The sequence below is a fragment of the Bacillus sp. 3255 genome, assembly GCF_031456485.1.
Classification (GTDB): domain Bacteria; phylum Bacillota; class Bacilli; order Paenibacillales; family NBRC-103111; genus Paenibacillus_E.
In genome coordinates, this window is sequence record NZ_JAVDUS010000005.1 from 206,173 (window position 1) to 225,918 (window position 19,746).

18 protein-coding genes and 3 tRNA genes are annotated in these 19,746 nt (G+C 48.8%); 18 read left to right on the top strand and 3 right to left on the bottom strand.

The genetic code is table 11. The features are described from left to right. From J2X61_RS09660 to J2X61_RS09715, 12 genes are all read left to right on the top strand, one after another. Nucleotides 1-924, top strand: a complete 924-nt coding sequence (locus J2X61_RS09660; protein WP_310187549.1) for an ABC transporter ATP-binding protein — start codon at nt 1-3, stop codon at nt 922-924. Next, complete coding sequence (locus J2X61_RS09665) at nt 921-2,390, top strand: ABC transporter substrate-binding protein (protein ID WP_274471055.1); 1,470 nt, start codon at nt 921-923, stop codon at nt 2,388-2,390. Before J2X61_RS09660 ends, J2X61_RS09665 begins: the two co-directional genes overlap by 4 nt. 47 nt (nt 2,391-2,437) lie before the next feature. After that, entirely contained in the window at nt 2,438-4,591 is a 2,154-nt protein-coding gene (locus tag J2X61_RS09670) for a hypothetical protein (RefSeq protein WP_310187550.1), read from the top strand. Nucleotides 4,592-4,864: 273 nt separating this feature from the next. Continuing rightward, nucleotides 4,865-7,972: an efflux RND transporter permease subunit gene (locus J2X61_RS09675; protein ID WP_310187551.1), complete on the top strand. Its 3,108-nt coding sequence runs from the start codon at nt 4,865-4,867 to the stop codon at nt 7,970-7,972. 29 nt (nt 7,973-8,001) lie between these two features. Beyond that, on the top strand, nt 8,002-9,255 hold the full coding sequence (locus J2X61_RS09680; RefSeq protein WP_310187553.1) for an efflux RND transporter periplasmic adaptor subunit: 1,254 nt from the start codon (nt 8,002-8,004) through the stop codon (nt 9,253-9,255). A gap of 24 nt (nt 9,256-9,279) precedes the next feature. Then, nucleotides 9,280-11,031, top strand: a complete 1,752-nt coding sequence (locus J2X61_RS09685) for a hypothetical protein (RefSeq protein ID WP_310187554.1) — start codon at nt 9,280-9,282, stop codon at nt 11,029-11,031. Between the two features lie 140 nt (nt 11,032-11,171). Continuing rightward, on the top strand, nt 11,172-11,342 hold the full coding sequence (locus J2X61_RS09690) for a hypothetical protein (protein ID WP_310187746.1): 171 nt from the start codon (nt 11,172-11,174) through the stop codon (nt 11,340-11,342). 90 nt (nt 11,343-11,432) lie between these two features. After that, a tRNA-Met gene (locus tag J2X61_RS09695) sits at nt 11,433-11,509 on the top strand. A gap of 10 nt (nt 11,510-11,519) precedes the next feature. Then, nucleotides 11,520-11,593, top strand: a tRNA-Ile gene (locus J2X61_RS09700). Nucleotides 11,594-11,806: 213 nt separating this feature from the next. Next, nucleotides 11,807-12,313, top strand: coding sequence for a GNAT family N-acetyltransferase (locus J2X61_RS09705; protein WP_274471657.1), 507 nt, complete (start codon nt 11,807-11,809; stop codon nt 12,311-12,313). Between the two features lie 95 nt (nt 12,314-12,408). Continuing rightward, the gene (locus J2X61_RS09710) at nt 12,409-12,696 is read left to right on the top strand and encodes a DUF2277 domain-containing protein (protein WP_310187556.1); all 288 of its coding nucleotides are present in this window, start codon (nt 12,409-12,411) and stop codon (nt 12,694-12,696) included. 133 nt (nt 12,697-12,829) lie between these two features. Continuing rightward, a complete protein-coding gene (locus tag J2X61_RS09715) occupies nt 12,830-13,573 on the top strand; it encodes a glycoside hydrolase domain-containing protein (RefSeq protein WP_274471063.1) in 744 nt (247 codons plus the stop codon). A gap of 41 nt (nt 13,574-13,614) precedes the next feature. Here the strand turns inward: J2X61_RS09715 and J2X61_RS09720 are convergent, their stop codons facing one another. Then, complete coding sequence (locus tag J2X61_RS09720) at nt 13,615-14,745, bottom strand: hypothetical protein (protein WP_310187558.1); 1,131 nt, start codon at nt 14,743-14,745, stop codon at nt 13,615-13,617. 158 nt (nt 14,746-14,903) lie between these two features. On the opposite strand from J2X61_RS09720, the gene J2X61_RS09725 reads away from it, so the two are divergent. The 4 genes from J2X61_RS09725 (at nt 14,904) to J2X61_RS09740 (ending at nt 17,137) form a co-directional block, all read left to right on the top strand. Further along, on the top strand, nt 14,904-15,740 hold the full coding sequence (locus J2X61_RS09725; protein WP_310187559.1) for an alpha/beta hydrolase family protein: 837 nt from the start codon (nt 14,904-14,906) through the stop codon (nt 15,738-15,740). Between the two features lie 35 nt (nt 15,741-15,775). Further along, nucleotides 15,776-16,288 (top strand): metallophosphoesterase, encoded by a 513-nt coding sequence (locus J2X61_RS09730; RefSeq protein ID WP_274471066.1) that lies wholly within the window; start codon nt 15,776-15,778, stop codon nt 16,286-16,288. Between the two features lie 79 nt (nt 16,289-16,367). Further along, complete coding sequence (locus J2X61_RS09735; RefSeq protein WP_274471067.1) at nt 16,368-16,685, top strand: hypothetical protein; 318 nt, start codon at nt 16,368-16,370, stop codon at nt 16,683-16,685. Between the two features lie 176 nt (nt 16,686-16,861). Continuing rightward, complete coding sequence (locus tag J2X61_RS09740) at nt 16,862-17,137, top strand: hypothetical protein (protein ID WP_310187561.1); 276 nt, start codon at nt 16,862-16,864, stop codon at nt 17,135-17,137. 902 nt (nt 17,138-18,039) lie between these two features. Here J2X61_RS09740 and J2X61_RS09745 read toward each other — a convergent pair. Then, nucleotides 18,040-18,112, bottom strand: a tRNA-Val gene (locus J2X61_RS09745). A gap of 372 nt (nt 18,113-18,484) precedes the next feature. Here J2X61_RS09745 and J2X61_RS09750 point away from each other — a divergent pair. Beyond that, nucleotides 18,485-18,679, top strand: coding sequence for a hypothetical protein (locus tag J2X61_RS09750; protein ID WP_274471068.1), 195 nt, complete (start codon nt 18,485-18,487; stop codon nt 18,677-18,679). 155 nt (nt 18,680-18,834) lie between these two features. Here the strand turns inward: J2X61_RS09750 and J2X61_RS09755 are convergent, their stop codons facing one another. Continuing rightward, nucleotides 18,835-19,044 carry an alpha/beta-type small acid-soluble spore protein gene (locus J2X61_RS09755; protein WP_167063890.1) on the bottom strand — a complete coding sequence of 70 codons (210 nt, stop codon included), beginning with the start codon at nt 19,042-19,044 and terminating at the stop codon, nt 18,835-18,837. Between the two features lie 228 nt (nt 19,045-19,272). On the opposite strand from J2X61_RS09755, the gene J2X61_RS09760 reads away from it, so the two are divergent. Next, a complete protein-coding gene (locus J2X61_RS09760) occupies nt 19,273-19,599 on the top strand; it encodes a hypothetical protein (protein ID WP_274471071.1) in 327 nt (108 codons plus the stop codon). Nucleotides 19,600-19,746 lie beyond the last annotated feature (147 nt).

Consider the following 19,746-nt stretch of genomic DNA (forward strand, 5'->3'; position numbering starts at 1 on the left):
ATGATTACTTGCGAGGGTTTGGTCAAAATTTATAAATCCGACGAAGTCGAAGTTGTTGCTCTGCAAGGTCTCAACATTCAGGTCGATGCCGGTGAGCTGATGGCAATTATCGGGAATAGCGGAAGCGGCAAATCCACGCTGCTCAATATTCTCGGGGGGCTTGATCGTCCCTCCGCAGGACAGGTGCGTGTCGGTGATTGGGATTTGCTGAAAATTACCGATAAGCAATTGGTCGAATACAAGCGGAATACCGTAGGCTTTATCTGGCAGAATAACGCCCGCAATCTCGTCTCTTACTTGACGGCGCTGGAGAACGTGGAACTGCCGATGATGCTTAGCGGGAAATACGATCCCGCCTATGCCAAGCAGCTGCTGGAATGGGTCGGACTCGGCCACCGTCTGAATAATAAACTTCAAGAGCTGTCAGGCGGAGAGCAGCAGCGCGTGGCGATCGCCATCTCGCTTGCGAACCGGCCAAGGCTGCTCCTGGCGGACGAACCGACGGGTTCGGTTGATTCCAAAACAGCGGATATGATTCTCTCGATTTTCCAACGCTTGAACAAGGAATTAGGAGTAACGATCGTCATCGTTACGCATGATTTATCGATGGCCGGCAAAGTCGGCCGCGTGGTGGCCATCCGGGACGGCATGACAAGTTCCGAGTTCATCGCCAGAAGCCCGATGGCCGCCGGAAATGGTGGCAGCGACGGCGCAATGGCCCAAGAGGCGCATGAGGAATACGTTGTTCTGGATCGGGCCGGCCGTTTGCAAGTACCCAAAGCCTACCTGAACGCCTTGCAAATCGAAGACAAAGCTACAATGGAGTTTGACGGCGAGACCATCATGATCAGAGCGCCGAAAGTTCTGCCTGGGCATGAAGGAATGAAATTGAATTCACATGTTGATGGAGGTAAAACCAAATGAAATTAATTACACGTAAAATGCTGGCATCATCCCTGACGCTGGCGATGGTTGTGCCGCTGGCAGTGGCTTGTACGAAAAGCGAGAACACGGATGACAAACAGGAGCGGGTGTTGAAGATCGCGACCACGATGGGGTTCGGAGACGATGAATACTTCCGGCAGCAATTCACGGAAATCTTCGAATTCGCGAATCCGAACGTCAAGATCGAAGTGATTCCGACGATGGATGACAAATACCGGTACGGCGCTATGAAGGCGGGCGAGAAGATGCCGGATCCGATGGAGAAGCTGAAAGAGGTTATGCAGGGCGATAACCCGCCGGATGTCGTCATGGTCGGTTTCGAGCAGCTGCCGGATATTATTGAAAGCAACATGCTGACGCAATTGGATCCCATGATTACGAAAGATAAATTCGATACGACGGGCATCGTTCCGGCCGTTATCGACGGTCTTAAGAATGCGGGCGGCGGCAAGCTGTATGCGCTGGCACCTACATTCAGCTCATCTGCACTTATTTATAATAAGAAATTGTTCATGGATGCAGGCGTGGATTTCCCGAAGGACGGCATGACGTGGGATGAAGTTTTCGATCTGTCGAAACGGATTACGAAGGGGGAAGGCGACAGCCGGATTAACGGATTCTCGTTCTCCACGCAAGCGCAAGGCGATTTGTTCTATGGCATGCAGATGTATACGGCACCGCTCCAACTGAAAATGTATGACGATGCCGGCGAGAAGATGACGGTTGATACGGATCAATGGGAGAAGGTTTGGACGAGGATGGCTCAGCTCCAGAAAGATAATGTATTCCCGGAGCTTATCGATCCGCAAAAAGGGATGAACCGCAAGTTCGATCAAGAGAATCCTTTTGCCTATGACGATTTCATGTCCAGCCGTTTGGCCATGGGAATTATTAACTACGGCCAAATCCAGCAAATTACGAGCGCGAACAAGAACGCAGCCAGCTATAAAGGATACACGCCGATCGATTGGGATGTCGTAACAATTCCTTCCCATCCCGAGGCCAAAGGCGTTGGCGGATCCATTTATATGAACGGGATAATGGGGATTAATGCCAAAGCGCAGAACCCGGAAGACGCATGGAAATTTATCAAATTCATCAACGGTGACGATTGGGCCAAATTGAAATCACACAGCTCTTATAATTTGGTTGCACGGTCCAAGTATTTGAAGCCGAAAGACGGCGCGGAATTCCATATGGAAGCCTTCTATAACGTTACGCCTGTACCACCGGAAAATAATTTCAAGCTGTATCGCGATATGCCGAACATCTATCAGGTTCAAGAAATTGGCCGCCAGCAGTTCAACAATGTTCTCCAAGGCAAAACGACGGCCCGCGAAGCGCTCAAGCAATGGCAGACGCAGGGCGACGCGATGCTGAAACAAATGAAGGAAAATCCTGGCGAGCCGCCGAAACCGATGATGGAAGCTGTACCTGCCGGTTAAACGGTAACTTCCAGGCTAGTCACATTGATAAGGAGGCAATCTAGATCATGCACATCAAGTTCCGCAACAAATATGCAGCAACCGTTGCCTTATCCGCCACGCTGGCTTTCGGAGCCATAACCCCGGTCTGGGCTGACGGAAATCCGGTCGCTGTCACGCAGGCGATCGGCAAAGTGCCGATTACGAGCAGCAGTTATTTCGAACTGAAGCACATCCATGTCATGCCGGATCAAACAGGGAAAATCGCGACGTTCACGATAACGATTCATAACGAAGGCAGCAGCGAATTGCAGTTCATCGATTATTGGGCCAGACTGAGAAGCAAGTCGGGCAATCAATTCTCGGCACGCCTGCTTCCTGCCGACAAAGACAAGAACCGGGTCGCCCCCGGTTCTACGACAGATCTGACCTTCTATGCAACATTGAATGGCGACACGAAGCTGCAGGATCTTGTGGTACAGTTCATCAAATGGGACTTCAGCCAAACGAATTTCGAAAGAGTGCTTGGTGAAGTTGCCGTCCCGGACGACTTTACCGACGTCACGCCGGTAAACGGAGCGGCAGCCATTACCGTAGGCGGGGTGGATGTCCATGCATCCATTAAGAAATTCGTATCCAACAAAAATGAAAAATATCACGTTCCGACGGTGTACGTCACGCTGGAGAATGCCGGCAATCATACGGTTACCATACCGGCCTATTTGTTCTCGATACGAACACCGGAAGGATTGCTGTATCCCTTGGAAGCTAAGGGGCTGAAGGATTTGAAGATCAATCCGAAGGAGAGCAAGGAGATTCAGCTCTCCGGATCTATTCCGGTGGCGGTTGCCGCGGATGGTTGGCAGCTCGCGATCGCCGAGACGATCGCCGATCTGAAGCTGAATGTCGCTGTTGCCAACTTCCAGCTGCCGGCCGTTTCGTCACAGGATGGCGGATCGATCGGGAAGGAATACTCCTTCACGAACAAATCAGGGGTATACACAGCCCAGCTTGGCGGATTGCACCGGTTGCCTTGGGAGGATCAGGATCTGCTGACCGCTGATTTGGTCCTAAGCAACAAAGGTGACGAGTCGCTCCCGATTCCGAAATTGTCCGGCTATTTCTTGCTGGACGATGCGGTCAAAATCGATGCCAAGCTAATTCAAACCGCCAAGGTGATCGGATTAGGTGCGGGATCGAGTGTGAATTTGCAGCTCGCGGGCAAAGTGCCCTATACGTACGAATTTTCAGAAGTGAAGCTTGTCCTTCAGGAAAATGAGGGGGAAACGCCGACGACCGGAGAGACGGGAACGAGCGGAACGATGGCAACGGACGTACTGGAGTTCTCCTCACAGGCTGAGCTCCAATCGGTTCCTTTCGTCGGTCTCGGCCAGTCCTATTCCTCCACGGATGTCGGACGTAAAGCCAAGTATGCGATTCGCAGCGTATCCACTTATGAGGACAAAACAAGCGTCATGTACTCGGCCATGGTCGAGGTAACGAATCTCGAGAAGCGGTTTACGAATGCCGCCAAGCTTGTCGCGAATTTCCGTTCTGCAGACGGAACGGTATTTCCGGCTACGGTTGCAGAGGTGAAGAACAAGATCAGTCCGACAGGCAAGGCGCTGTTGAACGTCTGGGCTCCCGTACCGAAGGGGTTTTCCACGGAGAATTTGAATCTGCTCCTGGGCGAAGCGGTCACTGACGGCAAGCTGTCCGAAGGTGACAAGGCGGTCGCAGATTCTTATGTGAATCCAGTCGCTTACTGGCTGCCGAGCGAAAGCAAGAACGTGCTCACAACGTTGAAAAACGTGGAGCTGTTCCCCTACACGATCTCGATCGATAAAATCGGCACCAAAATTGAGGACGGCGTGTTCACGCTCAAGTTCAACTACGAGCTTACCAAAGAGAAGCTAACCGAAATCAATACGGAGGGCCATAATTTGCTGCTGGTATTCGAAGATGGCGGCGGCATCAAACGGTTCGAGAGAAAGTTCGATTTCAAAGACTTCGACGTCTATAACGGAGAGTCAACAGCCGACGAAGATACGAAAATCCGGCTAGGCCAGCGAGAAAACTTTAAAATTTCCATTTCGGATTCAGGACTTATTTTTCAATCCAAATTCCTTGAGAAATACACGTTAAGCATCTACGATGAGTTCCAGGGGCAGAGGAAGCTGCTTGCTTCCCAGAAGGCCGACTGGTTTATAACAACCGATTGATTCCACATCCGAGCGAAGGCATCTGCCTTCGCTTTTTTTGTTAGTAAAGTCACAGATAGTCATAACCATACAGATGCCGATATGACCAAAATATGACTGAAATATGACTTGATTCACCTGTTTTTATACACAGACCGATATATAATGAATCAGGGCCGAGAAAATACATAAAATTTTCAACGTTAGTTTATGTTTTGTTAAGAAATTCCAGTTATGATGGTTGAGGGCAGTAAGTTACAAGGTATTAAAGCTGGTGATAGGGGAGAAGTGAGAATGTCCAAGTTAACCGATTTTTCAATGAAAAATGTGGCAGCAATTTTCATCCTCATGCTGCTGTTAGTCGTGGGTGGGACGTATTCCACAACGACGCTCAAGGTAGAAAGTTTTCCAGATATTACTTTTCCGGTCGTCATTGTAAGTACTACATACGTAGCGCCTCCGAAGGATGTGCTGGAGGAAATTACGAAGCCGCTAGAGAAGGCTGTAGCCGGTCTAGACGGTCTTAAGACGCTAAGCTCGAGCTCCCAGGATAACTATTCGCAAATTGTTTTGGAGCTCGAGCAGGATAAGAAGCCTGAAGATGTGAAGAAAGACGTAGAGAGTTTGATCTCTAACGTCAAGCTCCCGCAGGGCTCTGAGAAGCCTAAGGTACTGACGGCGGGGTTCGCTTCCGAGCCGGTCTATTATTTGGCCGTATACGGGGATGAAGGCATGAATCAGGCGGAGCTCGACAACGCCTACAAGAACACAATTTTGCCGGGATTTAATGGGCTCAAAGGGGTTGACCATGTCGACTCCGTAGGTAATCAGGATGCAGTCCTTACGATTAAGCTGGATGCGCCTGCGATTAATAATTATGGCATGTCGCCGGCCGATGTCTCCCAATCGATTAAAGCTGCGCTTGTCTCCAGTCCTGCGGGTACGGTCGATTTCAACGGCAACTCGCAAATGGTTCGCGTAAAAGGCGAAATGGACACCATCTATAATTTGGACAATTTGAAAATTACGACACAAACGGGCGATACGCTGCTTCTCAAGCAAATCGCCAAGGTGGAAGCGATCAGCGAGTCGAAGTTTATTGCAAGGCTGGACGATAGACCGGCAATCGGCGTCCTGCTGTACAAAACGAAAGCGGCAAATGCCGTTGAATTCGCGGATAGCGCCGATGCGCTAATGGCCGAATGGTCGCAGTCGATGCCTGGCGTCAAATTCCACAAAATTTACAATTCCGCGAACGATATTAAAGATTCGATTCACGGCATGGTGCAAGAAGGCGGTTTGGGTGCCATTCTGGCATCTGTCATGATCCTGCTGTTCCTGCGTAATATTCGTATGACGTTGATCGTACTCGTGTCCATTCCATTATCCATCCTTGTCACCTTGTTGGTGATGGGGCCGCTCGGAATCTCCTTGAACATTATGACACTCGGCGGTATGGCGATTGCCGTCGGCCGGGTCGTAGACGATAGTATCGTCGTTATCGAGAACATATACAGCCAACTGCAAGTCGCACAGAAGCGCAACGAGTCGGTTATCAAATTGGCGACAAAGCAAGTTTCAAGCGCGATCACGTCCTCCACGATCACAACTGTCGGTGTATTCGGACCGATCGGTTTCGTAAGCGGGGTCGTAGGCGAAGTGTTCCGTCCTTTTGCCATTACGCTTGTCGTTGCCCTGCTTTCCTCCTTGATTGTTGCTTTAACTGTAATCCCGATGTTGGCGAAGCTGATGGTGCTTTCCAGCAAAAAGTTAACTCATCACGACGAGAATCATGTCGGACCGATGGGCGAGAGGTACAAAAAAGCGATCATTTGGTCTCTAAACAACCGCATCAAAACATTATTTATTGCAGCAGTAGCCCTTATTCTATCTATCGTTATCACTGTTCCGAACTTGGCGGTCGCGTTCATGCCGAACAGCGAATCCGTAAAGCAAGGCGCTATCGAAATCAAGATGCCGCGCGAAACATCGCTGGAAATGATGAACGAAAAGTCCAAAGAGCTCGAAAGAGAATTGAAAACCCATAAGGATGATAAAGGAAATCCGGCGTTCAAATATATTGAATCGTTAGTCGGATATAACCAAAGCAGTGACCGTTACGCGTACAGAGCGATGATGTTCTTCGAGCTTACCGAGGACACGAACGCGACGGAAGCCGTTAAGACGTATAAAGAAGATATGCTGAAATTAATGCCTCCCGGCTCCGAGGTCAACGTACAATTGTTCACCGGCGGACCTCCGACTTCAACGGGTGCGGACTTCTCCTACTCTTTGAAAGGCGACGATCAGCTCTATCTGAAGCAAGCCTCGCAGATGGTGAAAGAAAAGCTCAAAGAATTCCCTGAATTAACGGATATCAAAGACAGCTTGAGCGATTCGAAGACCGAAGTCGAGATTACCGTTGATCAAAATAAGGCGCGTTTGTACGCACTTTCCTCCGCGCAAATTTTGCAGGCCGTCAACTCCTGGATTGCCGAAGAAAAGCTGGGAGATTTGAAATTCAACAATGTGACCTATGCCACGAAGGTGATGCTGAACCCTATTTACAAAAACTCTGTAGATAAATTAGGCACCTTCCTGATCAAAACGCCGACAGGTCAAACCGTTCAATTAAACGAGATTGCCCGCATTCAACAAATCGAAGCACCGAACAGCATCAGCCGAGAGGACGAGGAGCAAATCGTCAGCGTCCGGGCCAAAATCGATAGCACGGATAAAGGCGGCGTGAGCCAAAAGGTTACAGCTGAGTTGGCGAAGCTGGAATTGCCGTCCGGCGTTTCCCGCGAAGTCAAAGGGGTTTCCGACGATATTAATAGAGGCTTCATGCAAATGTTCGTCGCTATCTTCGCTTCCATCTTTATCGTGTACATCGTCATGGTTATCGCCTTCGGGAACGCAAGAGCACCTCTTGCCATTCTATTCTCCCTGCCGCTTGCCGCAATCGGAGGCTTGCTGGGCTTGCTACTTACAGGAGAATCCATCAACGTTACCTCGCTCATCGGCTTCCTCATGCTGATCGGTATCGTCGTAACGAATGCGATCGTACTCGTAGACCGTGTGCAGCAGCTAAGGGAACAAAACTATTCGATCCGCGATGCGTTAATCGAGGCAGGGATTACCCGTCTACGACCGATTATTATGACGGCAGGCGCAACTATCATCGCGCTATTGCCATTAGGGCTCGGCTTATCCAAAGGCACCATTATCTCCAAAGGTTTGGCGGTCGTTGTTATCGGCGGTCTTACGACTTCAACTCTATTGACGCTCGTAATTGTGCCTATCATGTACGAAATCTTATTCAAGAAAAGAGAAGGCCGATGGTTCAAGCGAAAAGGCAAGTCGTCTTCCATCCAAACGGAAACGCCATCTGCGATTCAATAAGCTGAACAGGGGAAAAGGAGAAATCGAATATGAAACGTCAGTTGTTGACTATGAAGGAAAGTGCCAAATTCATCGGGATCGTCGCGCTTAGCGCGGCGATCGTCACCGGATGCACCGCATCTCCGGCAGCCAGCCCGTCGCCGACACCGGCCGCTGAGCAGGGCGTGAAAGTTGTGAAAACAGCGAAAATTGCAAAGCAAAAAATCGGTGAGCCTATCGAGCAGGTGGGGGATGTCGTATCGTCCGTCCTCCTGGACATCGTGCCGAAGACAGGCGGGGAAGTCATCGAAATCGTCAAGAAGCGCGGGGAGAAAGTAGAGAAGGGCGACGTCTTGTTCCGCTTGGATCCGACGGACGCACTGATTCAGAAGGACTTGAATGACGTGAGCATTCGAGGCGCGCAAAACGGTCTCAGCACGGCGAAACAAAATACGACCAACGGCATCGAGGATGCCAAAGACCGCGTTGCCAAAATGGAGACGGCCGTTAGCGATCTGGAGAAAGCCTACAATAAAGTGCGTAACGAGTATGATCTGGGTACGGCAACGAAATCGCAATTGGATCAAGCGGAGACGGCGCTTACGAATCAGAAGAAGGACCTGGCGAGTGCACAGAGATCGTTGAAAACATTGCAGGAAACAAACTCTTATGCCCAATTGGAAACGAGTCTGGAGTCGGCTCAAGTCAGCGCCCGCAATATTGAACGAACGTTAAGCAATTTGGAAGTAAAAGCTCCGGCGTCCGGCATTTTGACCGACTTGAATGTGACTGTCGGCCAGACGCTGGCACCAGGCGGCCGAGTAGGAGAAGTCCAGCAGACGAATCCTGTGAAAATCAAATCGCAATTGACGGAAGCTTCGGCCAGCCTGGTTCGCGGCAAAAGCGAATTAACGTTCTACATACCTGGGATGACGGACAAAGCTACCGCGAAAGTTACGTTTTTATCGGATGTCATCAACGGCCAATCCAAAGCTTACGACTTGGAGCTTGAAGTACCGAATCCGGATGGCAAGCTGAAGCCGGGCTCCAAAGCACAAGTTGAACTTACGAAAGACGATGAACAGATCGTTCCGGTTATTCCGAGTCTTAGTATCGTTCGCGAAGGCGGAGACAGCTATGTTTATATTGTTAACGGCGACACGGTTCAGAAGCGTAAGGTAGAGCTTGGAAGGTTAAATGAAACGAATCAGGAAGTCATCTCCGGGGTCAAAGAGGGCGAGATGCTCGTCATATCCGGACAGCACCAGCTGAAAGATCAAGACAAAATCAAGGTGAGCAACTAACACGAGCTCAAGGAGGCGTAAGACGTGAATAAGAAGATGAAGAAATCGTTGGCTACTATTGTACTATCCGCTGCACTTTTGACGACTGCCGCTATGCCGGCATGGGCCGCCGAAGATGTGAGTTCCGTTATTTCTACTGAAACAGCTGCGATACCCAGCTATTCGTTGACCAATCATGTTGAAGTGGAGATCAAAAGCATCCTAAACGATCATGAAACCGATACGACGAAGCTGGGGGCCGTCATCCGCGTTCGCAATACGAGCGGGAAAGTGACGCGAGTACCGGATTATGAATTGCGTGTTCGGATGAATGACGGGATTGAGTACACCTTGCAGCCAAGCGCCAAAAATCCGAAGTCGATCCAGCCCAAAAGCCAGCAGGAGCTGAGCTATATGACGACGGTTGAGCGCACCGATGACGCGGAATTAACGGATCTAAGCTTCGTTGATGTGGATTTAGAGGTTTATCCCAAGAAAGAAACGACGCTGTTAAGCGTTCCGGTTGACGCCGGACTGGTGTGGAGCGGCAGCGACAGTGAAATTACGAACTCATCCGCCTTGCTGAAATGGGGCGAGCCATTCAGCTTGCCGTCCTTGCATTCCCCACTAGGCTTCACTCCAGTCGATATCCACAAGGAAATTACCGCTAAAGGTGTTTCCAACGTTGTGCAAATTCAGGTCGTGAACCCGACCAAGGAACGTCAAACGGTTCCGAATTTCGGCATCGATGGTAAAACCGCAAGCTCCGTATATTCCGGCAGCCGCGCAGAAGCATCGGTTGTACTGGATCCGGGCGAGAAGAAGTACATCCATGTCGTCATCCCAACCGACCTCGAGACGGAATTCTCCAGCTTGAATGTGGTAACGCCGGAGAGCTTCTTCGCGGCAGGCCCGGACGGCAAGTTGTTTGAGGATACTTACCGGGTAGGGCGCATTAACATTCTGCTCCCGGCAGGTGCGGCAACACAGGGCGTCATCCCGGCGCCGGATTACACATTGGGTACGCCGGTCAAGCTTGATTCGACGAATAAATTCGTACCTTCGAATGTCGATGTATCGCTGGTCGAGCTGCATGTCACCAATAACGATGACGACGGTTTTAACACAGCAGTTGCGAAATTTAAATTGACGAACAACAGCGACCGCCCGATCCCGATCCCGGCGATCGCAACGGAGCTTGTGAGCAAAGACGGTTACGCGTATGGAGGCAGAAGACAGGCGTCAACAGCGCTCACCGTTGTTCCCAATGCTTCTTATATCGTGAGTTACTCCTACGCGCTTCCATCTTCGGAGACCGGAGAAGGCTTGAAAATGAACCTGTACAGCCAGCAAGCAAGCGGAGATACAACGTACAGATCGTTGCTGGCAACAGCGAAAGTACCGGTTCAGCCGAACGACTTCACAGCCAAAACCCTGAATGTGTACCCTTATGAGATTACGATCAAGAATTGGACGATTTCGGCGATATACATGGCTACACTGACCTATGATTATAAGCTGAAGCTGGATCTGGATATTAAGTCGGATAAGCAGGTGACGGCGGATAAGTACAACAGTAAGCTATCCTTCGAGCTGTTCGACAACATCGGCAATCCCGTCGGCAAAACGACGAGTGATCTATCCGGTGAGGGCCGATTGTACAACGGCACGAATACGATCGATCTTAATGCCAGAAGCGGCCAATTGGATTACCCGATCCAAATTAAGGTCTACGAGACTTTCACGAACGAGATGGGCGAGACCGTCAAACGCTTGCTGACAACGTTCAAACAATAAATCCATGAAGAAAGGAAGCCGCTTGGACCCGTGCCTGGAAGCACGGCCAGGCGGCTTCTTTACTTAGCTTTCGCGCATGACTCATAAGTCGGTTCTATTCTGGATAAGATAGGATTACCGATGTCAATATAAACGGAGTGATGGCAGTGAAATGGATATATTGGGCGAAATTATATGATTCCAAGTTTCAGGCGGGCTGTCTGGCGAAAAGGATGGAAGAAGATTGGTGGATCTATGGTTATGAATGCCCGCAGGAAGTGGAAGTATTCAAGTCCAAAAAAGGCCGTTTCGGCGTTCGTTACAACACGTAAGCAGCTGCAGCTGCACTAAAAATTAACGCTTGACTTACAGCTCGCCTCTAGTGTATATTTATTTTTGTCGCTGTTGAGCGGCAATGATGACGCGGGGTGGAGCAGCCCGGTAGCTCGTCGGGCTCATAACCCGAAGGCCGCAGGTTCAAATCCTGCCCCCGCAACCAAATTTTATTTGGGCCTATAGCTCAGTTGGTTAGAGCGGTCGGCTCATAACCGATTGGTCGGGGGTTCGAGTCCCTCTGGGCCCATAGTGTTGAAACCCTTGATAGGTAAGGGTTTTTTATTTTTAATTTACAATCCAACAAAGCCCCTCAACGACTCGGTGATTCCGAGCTGTTGAGGGGCTTTTTCGCGGATGATGGGGCGATTTCCATAGCGGGGGATTCAATGTATTCGCTTCGAGGTACACTACATTTGGATACGCAAATGAGTTGCAGCCCGTTTTAAGGAGGAACTAGATGATGGACGATAGCGAATTTAATCAAGTATTCGCTATAATGAAGGCGTCGTTTCCAGAAAGTGAACGTAGAACCTATACAGGGCAGAAGGAATTGTTATCTGAACCTTACTATCGACTTATTACTGAAAAAGACGGCAGCAACAAGATTATTGCTTTTGTGGCTGTATGGGAATTTCCTGCGTTTCGTTTTGTGGAGCATATTGCTGTTGATCCGGACGTACGGGGGAGCGGACTAGGAGGGCAATTAATGAAAGCGTTGCTCGAAGAGTCGCGGAAGCCTGTCCTATTGGAAGTAGAGCCGCCAGATACAGATTTGGCACAGCGGAGAGTGGACTTTTATAAACGATTGGGCTTTCAGTTGAATCATTTTGATTATGTGCAGCCGCCTCTGCAGACCGGTCAGCCGGATTTGCCGCTGAACATCATGAGCTACCCCGAACCTCTGACGGATGCGGTGTTCTCTGCATATAAAGATACTATGTATACGCATGTGTATAAGGTCAATTAACTGTATGCGGTTTGCCAGCAATTACAGTTCCGTGCTATGATTTCTTATAAATCATAACAACGTAAATTTGGAACATGTCCAAAAAGGAGCTTGCAATGTGCCGAAATATTAAGCCGCTTTTCAATTTCGATCCCGTTGTCACCGATGAGGAGATTCAAGCAGCCTCTTTGCAGTTCGTGCGTAAAATTTCAGGTTTCACCGCGCCGTCTAAAGTAAACGAGGAAGCATTCGATCTTGCGGTTCAAGAAATTACGCAGGCTGCCCGTAAGCTGATGGATTCCCTTGTGACGCCTGCGGAGCCGCGCAACCGGGAAGTGGAAATCGAGCGTGCGCGCGCAAGAAACGCCAAACGATTCGGGACCGTACAGAAGAAAAATTCGTAAGAGGATTGGCGCTTCCCTGCCTAGGTAAGCGCCTTTTTTAGTTACTATACATAAGTAATTAATCGGATGCAGTAGCGCTCTATTGTCTATGAGCATATGATGTATGAAACTAGTAGAAATTAGGTGATTGAAAGTGGCCAAAGGTTTTGATTGCTCAACGCCGTTAACAACTCAAACCGCTGCAGCTTTCGTCAGGGATGGCTACTTGTTTGTGGCCAGATATCTCGTTCCAAGCGGGTATAAGGCTTTAACGAAAGGCGAAGCGGAATTGATCAGCAACGCCGGATTACAGATCGTTTCGGTATACGAAACGACAGCGAACAGGGCGCTGGGCGGAAGGAGCGCAGGCTTGGCGGACGGGGCGGCGGCCGTTCAGGTAGCCCAACAAGTCGGCCAGCCGGAAGGCAGCTGTATTTATTTCGCTGTCGATTTTGACGCTACAAGCGCCCAGATGCCGACCGTTATCGCGTATATCCAGGCGGCCAGCGAAGCGACACCGCAATATACAACCGGCGTCTACGGATCGTATGCCGTGATGGAAGCTGTTAAGCAAGCGGGCGCATGCTCGCGCTTCTGGCAAACCTATGCGTGGAGCGGCGGTAAAAAATCTACATTCCTTAACCTTTATCAATATTTGAATGATGTCCCTGTCAACGGCATCCAGATCGATCATGATGAGTCGTATGGCAGTGAAGGCTGGTGGAATACGCTTGCGGCGCCAGAGCCTCCGACTTATGCATTGTCCGCTAAGGATGCCAATGCGATCATTCCGTTTCTGGCGGCAGGCTACGAAGCGACGTCGTCGGCTCCGGCCCGGGCGGAATTTCACCGGTTGGCCAACGAGCTTCGCAAATATTCCGGGCAGCCGGAACAATAAGAAAGCCCGGCAGCTCATCTCACTGAGCTGCCGGGCTTTCGTCATTGCAGTACCGCGCTGCGGATGTACCAGCGTGAATCGAGCGACGCTCGCTCAAGGCGGAACAGCACGCGCTTGACCTTGGCCGGCGTAGACGTCACGTCGACCGCGGTCTCGAGCTCCAGGAGCTGGGATACGTCCCGCTCCGGAAGCTTGGACAGGCGTCGCATGCTTCGCACATGCACCGCCTGCTCTTGCCCGGTGGTGACCTGCAGCAGCTGCAGGTCACCTTGGTTCGCCGCGCTGATCCAAACGTCGATCAGCGCCCAAGGCGAAAGCTTGCTGATGTAAGGCATCAGCAAGCCGGCGGCCCGGTGCACCATCACTTGGTGCGCCGGATCGGACGAGCGGGAGCCGTGCGTGACGCTCCCGAGGAAATGGATGCAGAAATGACCTTTGAAGTCATTCCCGGGAATACCGTCTCCGCCATGCGGCATACCGTGCATGGATCCTGCCAGCGTGCGGTCGCCGATCTTCACCAGGACCGCCTTGCGGTCCCAGCTCCAGGTACCGCCGTAGATGCTTTTGAGCGTCGCGGAATCCTCTTTGGTCAGCGGCTGCACATCCGCATGTGAGGAGCCTGCGCGGCGCTGGCCTTCGAAGCTAAGGCCGGATTCCACGTCGGTGATCGTGAATTTACTGTACTTGGGGATAACTTGACTCGCATCCTCCCATGGCAGTATTTCACCGTAATGCTTGGTTCGTATCGTTTGAACTTGCGCGCGCAGCGATTCCTGCATGCCGGTTGAAAGCGGTAGGAGCGACTTGGCCATAAGATCGACCAATTCCCCGTTGACGGTAACGCCATAGCGCAGCGTTTGGTCTTTATGCCGGTACACCAGCGTCGTATCCGGCGGCAGCGGGTCGGCATAAGGATAACCGGAGCGAGAATCTCTTTGAGCTTTCTCCAGCTCACGCTGCAATTTTTTATCTTCAAAAGCAGTTTCCGTTAGATAGGCGGCATGCGGGGAGGCTTTGACAATAAGCTGAAATGTGCTTGCCGGAACCGTCTCTTGATAAGCTTCCGCTCTCACCGATCGGCTTATGGAAGCGGACAACCCTGTCATCAGCAGGGTACTTACCAGGATAGCGGTCAATTTAAGGAGCAAGCGGGTAGATCGATTGTAGGGCATAGGCGAGCTTCCTCCTGAATGAATTTCAACTTGGGTTAGTTTACTTACCATAATCAAGTTTGTACTAATTGGGATAATTTTATGAACGTATTCGGAGGCATGCCGTCAAAGAACGATTGTGTTAAAATATAACAGGATAAGTAGAAGGAGGGACAGGGATGAGAGAACGTGCAGGCCAAGCATTCGAACTGAAGATCGGAGATGACCGAGTGATCCGGGGTGATTGGTACGAATCCGCCATTCAACCGGCTCGGGGGACCCTTGTGGTGTGTCATGGCTACAAAGGGTTTAAAAACTGGGGGATGTTCCCGCATGCGGCCCGCTCATTGGCAGAAAGCGTCGATGTAGTAGCGATCAATTTCTCACATAATGGCGTAGGCGCTGATTTGCTCGAATTTACGGAGCTGGAGAAGTTTGCCCGTGATACGTATTCCCGGGATCTTGAAGATTTGCAAACGGTCGTACAGGCAATTAGAAACCGGGAGGCGGGCGCAGAGAAACCAATATTGCTATTGGGTCACAGCCGGGGAGCGGGCGTATGTCTCATTCATGCACTTGACCATCCGGAACAAATCGCAGGTGTCATCTCGTGGAACGGCATTGCTTATGTCGATTTGCTGACGGAAGAGAATAAGGAAGAGATGCGCAGAACGGGAAGAACGTACACGCTGAATGGACGCACGAAGCAGAACATGCCGCTCAACCTGGAAATTCTTGAAGATATGGAGCATAACGGAGAGCGTTATGATATTGTCAACAGAATCAGCGGAGCAACGTTCCCGATTGCGCTTGTTCAAGGGACGGCGGACGGAGAACGGCTTATTCGCGGATCATCCGAACTGGTTCAGCGTAACCCCGATATCCGGTGGATTCGAATTCCGGATGGAAATCATACCTTTGGCGCCGTGCATCCATTTCAAGGTGAAACTTCGGCGCTTCAGCAAGCGATTCAAGAAACGCTTGGTGTAATACAGCAAATGTTGGGCCAAGGATAGCTGCTTGGCCATCTTATAGGGAAGGGGCGATTGACATGGCAACGACTTATTTTATTTCGGATCATCACTTTGGCCATAAGCATATCATTGACTTTGAGAACCGGCCGTTCGGGGATGCTGACGAGATGACGGCTGCGATGATCGCCAAATGGAATGCCGTCGTTCGTCCGGAGGACAAAGTGTTCCATCTGGGCGACTTTTCTTTCTTGAACAAAGAACGAACGCAAGCCATCGTATCCCAACTGAACGGATATAAAATCCTGATTCTTGGCAATCATGACCGCGGGAGGTCGCGAGCCTGGTGGCTGGATGCCGGATTCGACGAGGTCAGCGAATACCCGTTGATTTACAACCAATTTTTCATCCTCTCCCATGAGCCGATGTACATGAACAAACAGATGCCTTATGTCAACGTTCACGGCCATATTCATGGCCAGCGGTATGCAGGGATTCACTATTACAATGTTAGTGTCGAGCAACTGGATTACACGCCTATCTCGTTTGAGCAAATACGCGATTCGGTGGTGGCCGATGAGGAGCAGTCGTAATCCGATTCCTTATAGTAAGATAGCTGTTTTGTGAGAAGATTAACAACAAACTATATTTATCGGTAAGGAGAATTATTTAATGCCTCAGATGTCATCTTATAAGCTGCCGTGCGGATCCAAAAGTTTTTATCCTGAAAAGCTGGACTATTTAACGCGCAAAGGGAATTATATTTTGTTTGCCGCTTATTCATCCAAGAATAAGAAAGGTTATCTGATTTCTCCTAAGCAGAAAGGCGTTGAAATCGTTGTAGAAGGTCCGCCGCAGGATATTGTGAATCTATATGAGAGCCTTGGTCTTGAAGCAAATGAAATAAAAGAGGCGAATCACGTGTTTACTTATAAACAAGCGCAGTCGAAGGAAGAATTTGAACAAGCTTTTGAAAAGTTCGTTCGTTAAGAGTGAAGTAAAATCTAGGCCTGACTGTTAGCGTGCACCCCTTAGAATAGACATTGGAAAAACGACTGGTTAATCCAATGAATATATAAGGGGTTCTTTTTTCATGGGGATATTTGTTGTGTTAGATATGGAAATTTTGGAAACAATATTTTTATTGGTTGATAGAGGTGACATCGATGGATAATTATTCAAACAATAATAAATATCGACGCTACAAAGCACATGTCAGTACTTTCGGAACAACTCAGTTGCATTTTAAAAGCCCATATCTTGTTGCTTTTTGGTCAATAGCCTTCCCAGGTTTCGGGCACCTGCTGATGTCCAAATTTATTCGGGGAATGCTGTTATTTCTATGGGAACTTTATATTAATCAAACCACACATCTGAACGAAGCGATGGTCTATTCCTTTAATGGGGATATAGATTCAGCTAAAACCGTATTAAACTATTAGCTAATGTATTTATATATTCCTGTTTACCTCTTTGCTATTTTGGATAGTTATCGCACCGCGGTGGATACAAATAAAATTTATCTGCTGGCTAAAAGAGAAAACGCCCCGTTTAACACATATAGCATTGGAGCCCTAGAATATAATACCTGGATAAAAAGAACCCCCTGACCGCCTTATTAACTTCAATGACGATCCCAAGTATGGGACAACTGTATATGAACAGATTCATTATGGCTGCTTTTCATCTCGTGATGACCGTCATATTTATCCAGCAGTCGCATCTATTGGAGGGAGTTCACTATTTTAATTTTGGGTGATATTTCCAAATCTACAAGTGTATTAGACGCACAATGGTTTTTATATACGCCGTCCTTTTATTGTTTTGCCGTTTATGATGCTTATACGAACACAGTAGAAAATAACAAGCTATACGAAGATGAGCAAAGAAATTATTTGAGACAGCACTATCAACCAACGAACTTTAGGATCAAGGAAACAAGGTGAATTAGGTGCAGATCTTCGCGACTTTTGAGCATTCCACTTTCATTGAATTGGCGAGGGTTTATTCTGGAATGGGGGCCTATCTATTGGGGGCTGATAGGGGCAGGCTTCGTCGTCGGTATTCTAATTGACTTGTACATTTATAAAGTTTATAGAAAGAAGCAAAGAGTTTTAAAAGGTGAAAACTCAGAAGTCATCCTGATTATCAATTGCCATGAGAGTCAGGTGGAATGCATTGAAGGAATACTATGGGACCACTTGGCTCTTGGGTTAGCGAAAATAAAGCCATTCCATCCTCAACCGTCCTACCAAATGGAGTTTGAACAGAGGTATTTATTATAAGTATTGTTGAACATAAAGAAACCCGCAAAGCACAAGGCTTTGCGGGTTTCTCTGTGTTATGACCTGTAGTGGGCTCGAACCACTGACCCCCACCCTGTCAAGATGGTGCTCTCCCAGCTGAGCTAACAAGTCGTTTGGTGAAGATGTTTCTTAATATACCAAGTATTTTTGTGTTTGTCAACACATGCTTGCCATCTTTTTGTGGAGCTACTGACGCCAAAACCGGAAAATTTTAAAAATAAAATGAGGGGAACGGCGTCTCTTCTTGGATCTGGGGATGAAATCGTGTAAGCTCGAAGATGATTGTGCGTCCTCATTCCCTTTGCCTAGCAGCAGGGCGAGTTCTTCATTCGTTACACCTTGGGATATCATGCTAGCCGTCAACCTTTCTCGTTCAATCTTGAACCTACTATACCATAATCATCAACAGAGAGGATATAGGGCTTTCTTCTTATCCGGTTTTATGGTAACTTGATGTCATATGAGTTTGGGAGGATCAGAGCAATGACGAAACAACAGCATCGATGGAATTTACGTTTGAAAAGCAGCAATGTCTATTTAGGTACCGTCTATTTAGCGGACCCGCTTCCGGAAGTGGAAGATGTGATCATGATCGGAGATAAGAAATATACCATTCTCGAGTTGGGAAGCAATCGCGATGCCAGCGATGTGTTTGTCGAAGAGGTCAAGAAGAAATAGTGAAGAAAGCGCCAATTAGCGATCCTACCAGACCGCTAATGGCGCTTTTTTTGTTTCACGCGAGATGACGATTTTGAGAAAAGAAAAAGACTGATGCGCACTCTAAGGAGGATCGAGTGTCTCAGTCTTTTTGAGCTTGCTCCTACATCAAAGGATTAACGTTTGAAGCTGGAAAGTTGCTGTTCAGCGATTTGCACCAATCGCTTCGTGATGTTGCCGCCGATCGCGCCCGCATCACGCGTTGCCAAGTTACCGTTGTAACCAGTTGGGGAGAGAGGGACACCAATTTCCTGAGCGACTTCAAACTTCAGTTGATCCAATGCTGCTTTTGCTTGTTGCACGACTAAAGTGTTGTTTCTAGCCATTCAAAATCATCTCCTTTTTATTGGTACACCAGTATTATTTGAATGTTCAGATAATTTATGCATGCAATTAATTATTTTTTTTCAGGACAGGTTCATGCGAGAGTTCTCTCCTAAGCATGTTTTATTTTTCTATGAATATACATGAGGCGAAGCCATAAAAGCTCCTGATTGCTCAGCTGAGCTTGTGCTTGCCAGGTTTGACTTATGAAACTCTTAGGAGGAATCCGAATGAACCGGTCGGATGTGATTTTGGAACTGCAGCTCGTACCTGAATTGCTCAAACAAGCAGAGGCCATTTATGTGGATGCGGTATCCGAACTTAGCTGGGCTAAGCATCAACTGCTAGCCAAAGAATGCGAAGTTATTGGTGACGGTGTGGTCACAGGCAAAAACGAACAACAGCGTCAAGCGGAAATGTGGCCGTATACGAAAGAATTGCAGCAGCAAGTGCTGCGGATGGAAGACGCCGTCGAGCATGCTAAAGTTGAATTTCATTTTTACAAAAGGAAGCTGGAAAATCTGCAAATCATTGCGAAATTGATGACGATTCTATAAAGAGGGGTTGAACGCGATAAGAGTCTGCGATCGGAAGATTGCAGGCTTTTTGCTGTTTGTGTCCCCTACATGAAAAATTTGTTGAAATGATGCGGTTACAGTGAAGGCCAGTTGTGCATCCTAAGGGTAGATTATGTAAATGGGGGG

Bases quoted from the DNA above. Each gene is read 5' to 3' on its own strand.
- J2X61_RS09760 (WP_274471071.1), top strand. From the start codon at position 19,273: ATGAACCGGTCGGATGTGATTTTGGAACTGCAGCTCGTACCTGAATTG.
- J2X61_RS09740 (WP_310187561.1), top strand. From the start codon at position 16,862: ATGGATAATTATTCAAACAATAATAAATATCGACGCTACAAAGCACAT.
- J2X61_RS09680 (WP_310187553.1), top strand. From the start codon at position 8,002: ATGAAACGTCAGTTGTTGACTATGAAGGAAAGTGCCAAATTCATCGGG.
- J2X61_RS09735 (WP_274471067.1), top strand. From the start codon at position 16,368: ATGCCTCAGATGTCATCTTATAAGCTGCCGTGCGGATCCAAAAGTTTT.
- J2X61_RS09725 (WP_310187559.1), top strand. From the start codon at position 14,904: ATGAGAGAACGTGCAGGCCAAGCATTCGAACTGAAGATCGGAGATGAC.
- J2X61_RS09710 (WP_310187556.1), top strand. From the start codon at position 12,409: ATGTGCCGAAATATTAAGCCGCTTTTCAATTTCGATCCCGTTGTCACC.
- J2X61_RS09675 (WP_310187551.1), top strand. From the start codon at position 4,865: ATGTCCAAGTTAACCGATTTTTCAATGAAAAATGTGGCAGCAATTTTC.
- J2X61_RS09705 (WP_274471657.1), top strand. From the start codon at position 11,807: ATGGACGATAGCGAATTTAATCAAGTATTCGCTATAATGAAGGCGTCG.
- J2X61_RS09720 (WP_310187558.1), bottom strand. From the start codon at position 14,745: ATGCCCTACAATCGATCTACCCGCTTGCTCCTTAAATTGACCGCTATC.
- J2X61_RS09690 (WP_310187746.1), top strand. From the start codon at position 11,172: ATGGCAGTGAAATGGATATATTGGGCGAAATTATATGATTCCAAGTTT.
- J2X61_RS09670 (WP_310187550.1), top strand. From the start codon at position 2,438: ATGCACATCAAGTTCCGCAACAAATATGCAGCAACCGTTGCCTTATCC.
- J2X61_RS09750 (WP_274471068.1), top strand. From the start codon at position 18,485: ATGACGAAACAACAGCATCGATGGAATTTACGTTTGAAAAGCAGCAAT.
- J2X61_RS09730 (WP_274471066.1), top strand. From the start codon at position 15,776: ATGGCAACGACTTATTTTATTTCGGATCATCACTTTGGCCATAAGCAT.
- J2X61_RS09665 (WP_274471055.1), top strand. From the start codon at position 921: ATGAAATTAATTACACGTAAAATGCTGGCATCATCCCTGACGCTGGCG.
- J2X61_RS09660 (WP_310187549.1), top strand. From the start codon at position 1: ATGATTACTTGCGAGGGTTTGGTCAAAATTTATAAATCCGACGAAGTC.
- J2X61_RS09755 (WP_167063890.1), bottom strand. From the start codon at position 19,044: ATGGCTAGAAACAACACTTTAGTCGTGCAACAAGCAAAAGCAGCATTG.